The organism is Collinsella sp. AM42-18AC, from assembly GCF_003467965.1.
GTDB lineage: Bacteria > Actinomycetota > Coriobacteriia > Coriobacteriales > Coriobacteriaceae > Collinsella.
Window position 1 is genome coordinate 1 of record NZ_QSFY01000025.1, and the last position, 7940, is coordinate 7940.

Consider the following 7940-nt stretch of genomic DNA (forward strand, 5'->3'; position numbering starts at 1 on the left):
ATATATGGCGGCAGGCACCCGCCCCGCCCCCGAGGAGCTCCCATCCCAAATCTAAACTCTGTTATCATAATTACGATAATATCCTGATAGCTCAGGAGGTAGCTGTGAATATTAGGCCAGTCTCAGATCTCAGAAATCACTACCCGGACGTTGAACGCGAAGTCGAACAAGAGGGTCCGGTTTTTCTAACTAAAAACGGGCGGGGCTCTATGGTCGTCATGAGCTTTGAGCAGTACAAGTCGCTGAGCAATACAATCGAGAGCGCCCTTGATGCCGCTGATCGTCAGGCCGCCAGCATGCAACTTCGCTATACACACGACGATGTCTTTGGCTCTGTCAGAAAAATGCTCAACGGCGGTCTCGATGAACAGGCCCTATAAGCTCCGCTATCTTCCCCTATTTTGGGAGGACCTCAGCCAAGCAGCGTCATATATCGCCTTTGATCTCAATAACCCCGCTGCAGCAAATAGGCTTGTCGACAATGTTGAAGCAGGCATACTCGAACATCTCAAGAATCCAACCATGTCACCAACATACCCTTCGACAAGAAGGCGGTTGCACCCGTATTACCGCTTCTACGTTGGCAACTACATGGTTTTTTATGTCGTCATCGACGACGTTATGGAAGTCCGCCGACTGCTATATAAGAGACGAGATATTGAGTCGATTATCAGGTAGGTTTCTTTCAGCTAAAGCACGCCGGAAATTCGACACAGGCTGGCCAACCTTGCTGGACGTTTTCGACGCCGATCCAGCCCAGAAGCCATATCGATGCAGAAAGGTCCCCGACCGGAGGGGCCGGATATAAGGTTTATCGCGAGTTCCGCACGCAAAGAAGGCCACTTAATGTGGCCTTCGTCTTGCGCAGGACTGTAGAGCAGGAAACCTTATATCCGGCCCCTCCGGTCGGGGACCGCACCCATACGGCTACAGCGTCATGTTCGGATCGGCGTCGACGTCGAACGGCGAGATTTCTCCTCGGTCGAATTTACGGCGGGCAACCTCTGCGATCATGGCGGCGTTGTCGGTACACGCCGAAAGCGGTGGCACCGTTACGCGGATCCCCTGACGCCCAAGCTTCTTGATCATCATCTCGCGCAGATGCGGATTAGCCGAGACGCCGCCGCCGATGCAGTATTCCTTGCATCCGGTGGCATGCAGGGCGTTTTTGGCCTTCTTGTACTGAACGTCAAAGACAGCTGCCTCAAACGAAGCCGCCAGATCGGGCAGGTGAATCGTGCGCCCGGCCTTGGTCTCCTGTTCAATGTAGAGCGTCACGGCCGTTTTAAGCCCCGAAAGCGAGAAACGATAGTCTCCCCTGCTGTTAAGCGCGCGGGGAAAATCGATCGCCTTGGGGTTGCCCGTCTCGGCCAGCTTGGAGATGATGGGGCCACCGGGATAGCCCAGACCCAACGCCTTGGCCACCTTGTCGAAGGCTTCGCCCACGGCGTCGTCGAGCGTTTCGCCAAGCACCTCGTAGTCGCCCCATGCCTTTACATGCACGAGCATGGTGTGCCCGCCCGAGACAAGCGTGAAGATAAACGGGGGCTTGAGGTCGGGCTGCGCCAACAGGTTGGCAAACAGGTGGCCCTCCAGATGATTGACGCACACGAGCGGCTTGCCGGCAGCATACGCAAAGCCCTTGGCAAAGGCGACGCCCACCACCAGGGCGCCCACCAGGCCCGGACCTTGCGTCACGCCCACGGCGGCGAGCTCGCCGGGGGCAATGGCTCCACCCTCAAGACCAAGCGATGCTGCGGCATCCTCGAGCGCCGCATCCACGACACTCACAATCACCTCAACGTGTTTGCGCGAGGCGATCTCGGGCACCACGCCGCCAAAGCGGGCATGAAAATCAATTTGCGTCGACACCTGGTTGGCCAGCATATTGCCATCCGCATCGATAATCGCCACGGCCGTCTCGTCGCAGGAACTCTCGATGGCAAGCACTAGGCGGCGGCGCTCAATTTCGGCACGCTCCCCCTCGGAGCGCCTAGGCGCAGGCAGCGGCCATACGCGCTGCTCGGCTGCCGTCGGCTCGGGTGAAGCATTGTCGACCGGAAGCACCAGGGGCAGCGGAGCCGTCATGACGATGGCATCCTTGCCGGCACCATAGTAGCCGCGGCGCCGTCCTGCCTCGGTAAAGCCCAGAGCGTTATAAAGCGCGATCGCTCCCTCGTTGCCGTCCTCGACCTCGAGCGAAGCCGTGGTGCAGCCGAGCATCTGGGCATCATAGCTCACGTGCGACAGCAGCTTGCGGGCAATGCCCTCACGGCGATATGCCGGGTCGACGGCGACATCCAGAATCTGCACATCACCGTCCACGACCATACCGCCGGCAAGGCCCAGCAGCTTGCCGTCGTCGTGTGCTACCCACCAACTACGCGGCGCAGCGACGTCCTCGCCCAGTTCGGACAGGAACATGCCCGGCGTCCATGCCTCGTGTCCGGCACCTTCAAAGCAGGCAGTCTCCAGCGCGCTCGCGCCCTCGGCATCCGCCGCGCCCATGGGACGGAACTGCAGATGACGACCGGCGAGCTCATCGGCAACACCCGTAATTTCGCTCTGCGCACTCTCGGCAAGACCAAGACGCTTGCGCTCGTTTTCCTCGGCATCCGAAAGGCGCGTGTAAATCGGCAGGACGCGGGCCGGATCGCCGTCACCCGCAGCGTGCGCGAGCAGCAAGCCCTCGCCCGAAGGCCACCACAGGTCGCGCTCCACGCAGCGGGCGGCCTCGTCCTCATCCAGCAGCTTGCCATAGCGCACGAGACCGTCACCGGTCAGCTGAACCTGGCCCCAGTCCGCTGCTTGGCGCCACTCATCGAGCGCCACGGCGGCCTTGACCACGTGTTCGCGCTCAAATTGACGCTCGGGACCCTCATCGACCAGCATATACAGCGCCGGATATACCTCACCGCGCATAGCATCGGCCAAGATACCAAGCTTGCCGCGCACGCCAGCCTTCCACGCCGTCCAAGCGCAAGCGTCGAGCGTCGACACGCCCAGCAGCGGAACATTGGCACCACGCGCGAGGCCCTTGGCAGTGGAGATGCCGATGCGCACACCCGTAAAGGACCCCGGGCCGCGGCCGACCACATAGCAACCAACATCGCTGCGATCCAGACCGGCTTGAGCCAGCATGCCATCAACGGTATTCACGAGCTCAACGTTGGCGTGACGGCGACACATGTGGTCGCCACTCACGAGCTTCGTCTCACCCGTCTGCCCATCAATCCAGCTTGCCGCGCAGGCAAGCATGTCGGTCGAGGTATCGAGCGCCACCACCAGCGCGTTGTCGTTATGCAAGCTCATCTTGTACAGCCTTATCAATCAAATGGGAAAGCTCCATTGCGCGGTCACCGTGCGCCTCGAGCGTTATCGTTCGCACATCGCTGTCGCCCTCATCACGCCTGAGCGTCACCGAAAGATACTCATCCGTCAGCTCGTCCTGGAATTGTTCGCCCCATTCCAGCAGGCAAGCACCCTCATAGCCCAGCACATCGAAAATGCCCGTATCCTCGAGCTCGTAGGCATGCTCCAGGCGGTATAGATCAAAGTGAAACAGCGGAATACGACCTTGATCGTGAACGGCCATGAGCGCAAACGTAGGACTCGTAACCATATGCCCATCGCCCAGCCCGCGCGAGACGCCCTTGGTAAAGTGAGTTTTGCCCACTCCCAGGCCACCGGTCAGGATGAGCACATCTCCGTCCTCAAGGCACGGTGCAATTAGCTCGCCAAAGTACTCCGTATCGGCAGCGCAAGTCGTTTTGTAAGTACCTACCCCCAGGCGCTCCAGGGACATATATGCTCCTTATTATTCCGAGGCGTCCTCTGGTGCGGGATGTCGCCCCAGATAGTCGCCCAGCATCTTAAAGTCTTCCTCCAGCAGCTCCTGCCACGCTGGATTGCGTAGCGCTGCTGCCGGATGGAAAGTGGGCATCACCACAAAGTGCCCCATCTGATGGAACCTGCCGCGCAGCTTGGTAATGCCGATCTCGGTCTTGAGCACAAAGTGCGTTGCGGGGTTGCCGAGCGTCACGATGATATCGGGCCAGATGCTTCGAATCTGCTCGCGCAAAAACGGCGAGCAAGCCAGCACTTCCTCGGGACGCGGATTGCGGTTTCCCGGCGGGCGGCACTTAAGCACGTTGGCAATGTAGACGTCTTCGCGTTTGAGCCCCGCCAGCGACAAAATGCCGTTGAGGTCCTCGCCTGCCGCCCCCACAAAGGGCTCGCCCTGCAAATCCTCATTACGGCCCGGCGCCTCGCCAATAAACATCACGCGAGCGCGGGGGTTTCCCACGCCAAACACGATGTTGTGGCGCGACTGGTAAAGCTGGCAAAGGTGACAATCGCCCAGAACGGCCTCGATCTCCTCGAGTGCGACCTCACGCGGCGCCTGATGGCTATGGCCGGGAATGTGCATGACGCCCATAGCGACTCCTACACGTAGACCTTGTCGAGACGCATACCAAAGCCGCAAGCGACCTCGTAGTTAATCGTGCCGCGTAGGCGCGCCATCTCGTCCATGGTAATCTCGGCATCTCCATCGCGGCCGACAATGATCATCTCGTCACCATACTCGGCCTCGGGAATCTCATGCGCCGGGTTGGACTGAATGGCGACCATAAACTGGTCCATGCAGATATTGCCCACCTGACGCACACGCTCGCCGCGATACAGCACGTCCATACGATTGGAAAGCGTACGCGAAAGGCCATCGGCATAACCGATCGGAAGGGTGCAGATCTGAACGCGCGTGCGCGGTACGCGGTAGGTAAAGCCGTAGCCCACGCCCTCGCCCATCGCAGGGTGTGCCACGCGCGTCACACGCGCGTGGACGCTCATGACGGGATCAAGCTGCATCACGCGACCACTCAGCTCACATGGCTGCAGACCATACAAACCGATGCCGGCACGAATCATGTCAAAGTGCATTGAAGAATCGAGCATCGAGGATGGCGTATTGGCACAATGCACGATACCGCATTCAAAACCTGCGTCCTTAATGGCCTGAACGGCCTCGGTAAAACGCTGGCACTGCAGCTTGTAGTCCCAACCCGAAGGTTCATCGGCCGTGGCAAAGTGCGTAAATACGCCGTCGCACTGAATACCGCGATGGAAGCTGATGCCGCGGACAAAGTCGAGCACCTGTGTGTAGTGAACGCCGATACGATTCATGCCCGTCTCGATGGCAAGATGGTACTTGCCCACCTTGCCCGCCGCGACGGCGCATTCGCCATACGCGAGAGCAAAATCGGACGTATAGACCGAGGGCATGATATCGAACTCGAGCAATGCAGGAATAGCCTCGATAGGCGGCTCGCTTAGAATCAGGATGGGCTTAGTAATTCCGCCCTGACGGAGCCCAACGCCCTCGTTGACCGTCGCCACGGCAAACATGTCGGCACCAGCCGAATACATGATCTTAGCGCACTCAACAGCTCCATGACCATAAGCATCGGCCTTGACCACGCAGCACAGGCGCTGACGCGGATTCAATAAGTTCTTATAGGCTCTCGTGTTGCGACGGAGCGCCCCGCGGTCGATCTCGACCCAGGACCAGCGCGTCAAATCGGCTTTATTCATGATTAGTCATCCGACCCTTCGTCCATGATTCCCAGATCTTCGAGCGCATCCTTTGCCGCCAGCTCCATGGCAGGACCGATCAAGTCGATAAGATCGGTCGCGATAACGCTCTTCTCACCATACTCCGTCGCCGCAGCAAAACCGGCGTAGCTGTGAAGTGCAACGGCGTACGAATACAGCAACTCCCAACGATCCATCTCGTCGCGCATGGTGGCAAGCGTGCCGGCCAAAATACCCGCGAGAACATCACCCGAACCGGCAGTTGCCAGAGAAGCCGGACCCGAGAGTGGCAGCAGCACGCGCTCAACGCCACAGATAGCCGTCGTCGGCCCCTTGGCAATGACCACCAGATTGTCGGAGCCTGCAGCCCAGACAACCTTCTGCGCGGCCGCAATCGCGGTACCAAGGTCGTTCACCTCGTCACCGGCAACCAGGCGCGAAAGCTCACGATAGTGCGGCGTCATAACCAACGGCTGCTCGCGGCGATACATCTCGGGGTTACTATCAATACCGTCAATGGCAATCTTAGCAAGGCAGTTGAGTGCATCGGCGTCCAAAATTAGCGGTACATCAAGCTCGAGCAAGCCCGAAACCACCTGCATAGCGCCGGCAGACGTCGTCATACCGGGACCGCACAGCACGCAGCTGTACTTCTTTGCGATCTCGCACACCGTCATGCGCGCAGCGGCGCCAAAGGAGCCGCGGGAATCAGACGGAATAGCAAAGACCGGAATCGAAGGAAGTGCCATGCGAATGAGATTGGCGCAGGCGTCAGGAGCCGCGACTGCCACGTAACCAGCACCCGCGCGAGCTGCAGACTTGGCCGCCATAATGGCAGCACCAGGATATTGCGCAGATCCGGCGACAATAAGCACAGAGCCACGGGAATACTTATCGATATTCGATGGTAGCGGAGCAAAGTAATCAACTAAGTCACCGGGCTCGACAATCTCGGCGGCGTGGTCGACATCATCGATGACCTCGTCAAGACGGTCGTAAAGATTGCCGCAGATCAAATCGCCAGCATACTCAGGACCATCAGCGCTATACAGACCAATCTTGGGCGCAATCATCGTCACCGTGCGCTCGGCACGAATGCAGTCGTCATCAACAACGCCCGTCTCGGCATTCAGGCCCGAGGGGACATCAATGGATACGACACAATCGGCGCATTCATTGACCGTAGGAATCCAAATGGAGAACGGCGCACGCAGATTCCCGTGGAAACCGGTACCAAAAATGGCATCGACAACAACATCGGCCTTATCGATCAAAACCTCGAGTTCGTCACGCGAGGGACCGACGCAAACGTGCACATCGCGGCCGGCAGTTCGACGAGCAACATGACGTGCCAGAGCAGCAGGAATCTCATCCGGCTCAACCGGAGAAACGATATCCACGTCCACACCCTTGTGGCTCAGGATATCGGCGGCAACCCAACCGTCGCCGCCATTATTACCAAAACCGACCAGAACGAGAACCCGATCGGGATTGAGCTTCAAGACCTCGTTGGCGGCAAACTCACCCGCTAGCTCCATAAGCTCGGCCTTCGAAGTCCCTTCGCGTTCGATGATATCCTCGAGACGAACGACTTCTTCGGTACTCAAAACCGGTTTCATCTATGCTCCTAGCGTATCTTGCGAAGCATCGCCCAGGTGCTCCGTCAATGCTGAATTCTGCAGCTGCTCGAGCTCATCTAATACAGAGCGAGCCTCTTTAAATGTCTGCGCAACGCGTTTCTTGGTGCTCACCTTTTCATCTTTTGGCTTAGGCCGAGCATCTTCGGTAATCGCGATGGCATTCGCAACGGCCAAGTCTCCCGTAAGCGTAATGGAAAGAGCGACCTCAACAACACCCAAATCCTGGGCGATTTCGAGAGCACGACCAGAAAGCAGAGCCTTCGGTTTGCCGAGTTTATCACGCGTTACCGAAACATCCTTGCGACCCACGCCTTGACTAAAACCCGTGCCGAGAGCTTTAAGCACCGCCTCGCGCGAAGCAAAGCGGCTCGCATAGTGAGCAGCGGGACGCGATGATGCATCGCAATACGCACGCTCTTCTTCGGTAAACACACGCCGAGCAAACGACGGCGTCTTTTCAAGAATTGATTTCATGCGGGAAATCTCGACGATATCAACGCCGATACCAGCTTCAGCCATGTTCACCTCCATATCGCACAGACTAAGTTATTGTAGCCCGTTCACAGAAGATGCGACAAACGAGGGTTATAAAACACAGCTACTATGTGAGACAAATTGCCCGAGATACAAAAAAGGGGGAGGCCCCGAGGCCTCCCCCTTCTTCAATCTCGATGACGGCTCGGTGCCGTCCACCGGTCAGCGGCGCCC

General features: G+C 58.4%; 8 protein-coding genes. 2 read left to right on the forward strand and 6 right to left on the reverse strand.

Annotated features, from left to right (window positions below):
• The coding region (locus DW913_RS09750; protein WP_233542052.1) for a type II toxin-antitoxin system Phd/YefM family antitoxin at positions 1-380 on the forward strand (380 nt) is incomplete at its 5' end.
• A complete protein-coding gene (locus DW913_RS10310) occupies positions 364-678 on the forward strand; it encodes a type II toxin-antitoxin system RelE/ParE family toxin (RefSeq protein WP_117798366.1) in 315 nt (104 codons plus the stop codon). The genes DW913_RS09750 and DW913_RS10310, both read left to right, overlap by 17 nt.
• 249 nt (positions 679-927) lie before the next feature.
• Here the strand turns inward: DW913_RS10310 and tsaD are convergent, their stop codons facing one another.
• The 6 genes from tsaD to acpS are packed head-to-tail and all read right to left on the reverse strand — an operon-like array spanning position 928 to position 7751.
• Positions 928-3312, reverse strand: coding sequence for a tRNA (adenosine(37)-N6)-threonylcarbamoyltransferase complex transferase subunit TsaD (gene tsaD, locus DW913_RS09760; protein WP_117798367.1), 2385 nt, complete (start codon positions 3310-3312; stop codon positions 928-930).
• Positions 3299-3805, reverse strand: a complete 507-nt coding sequence (gene tsaE, locus DW913_RS09765; RefSeq protein WP_089573670.1) for a tRNA (adenosine(37)-N6)-threonylcarbamoyltransferase complex ATPase subunit type 1 TsaE — start codon at positions 3803-3805, stop codon at positions 3299-3301. The genes tsaD and tsaE overlap by 14 nt, the downstream gene beginning before the upstream one ends.
• Positions 3806-3817: 12 nt before the next feature.
• Positions 3818-4438 (reverse strand): uracil-DNA glycosylase, encoded by a 621-nt coding sequence (locus tag DW913_RS09770; protein ID WP_117565042.1) that lies wholly within the window; start codon positions 4436-4438, stop codon positions 3818-3820.
• An 8-nt stretch (positions 4439-4446) separates the two neighbouring features.
• Positions 4447-5592, reverse strand: a complete 1146-nt coding sequence (gene alr, locus DW913_RS09775; protein ID WP_117798368.1) for an alanine racemase — start codon at positions 5590-5592, stop codon at positions 4447-4449.
• Positions 5593-5594: 2 nt separating this feature from the next.
• Positions 5595-7211 (reverse strand): NAD(P)H-hydrate dehydratase, encoded by a 1617-nt coding sequence (locus DW913_RS09780; RefSeq protein WP_082435564.1) that lies wholly within the window; start codon positions 7209-7211, stop codon positions 5595-5597.
• Positions 7212-7751 carry a holo-ACP synthase gene (acpS, locus tag DW913_RS09785; RefSeq protein WP_117798369.1) on the reverse strand — a complete coding sequence of 180 codons (540 nt, stop codon included), beginning with the start codon at positions 7749-7751 and terminating at the stop codon, positions 7212-7214. It lies immediately after the preceding gene.
• Between the last annotated feature and the right edge of the window lie 189 nt (positions 7752-7940).

Bases quoted from the DNA above. Each gene is read 5' to 3' on its own strand.
- DW913_RS09780 (WP_082435564.1), bottom strand. From the start codon at position 7,211: ATGAAACCGGTTTTGAGTACCGAAGAAGTCGTTCGTCTCGAGGATATC.
- DW913_RS10310 (WP_117798366.1), top strand. From the start codon at position 364: ATGAACAGGCCCTATAAGCTCCGCTATCTTCCCCTATTTTGGGAGGAC.
- alr (WP_117798368.1), bottom strand. From the start codon at position 5,592: ATGAATAAAGCCGATTTGACGCGCTGGTCCTGGGTCGAGATCGACCGC.
- DW913_RS09770 (WP_117565042.1), bottom strand. From the start codon at position 4,438: ATGGGCGTCATGCACATTCCCGGCCATAGCCATCAGGCGCCGCGTGAG.
- acpS (WP_117798369.1), bottom strand. From the start codon at position 7,751: ATGGCTGAAGCTGGTATCGGCGTTGATATCGTCGAGATTTCCCGCATG.
- tsaD (WP_117798367.1), bottom strand. From the start codon at position 3,312: ATGAGCTTGCATAACGACAACGCGCTGGTGGTGGCGCTCGATACCTCG.
- tsaE (WP_089573670.1), bottom strand. From the start codon at position 3,805: ATGTCCCTGGAGCGCCTGGGGGTAGGTACTTACAAAACGACTTGCGCT.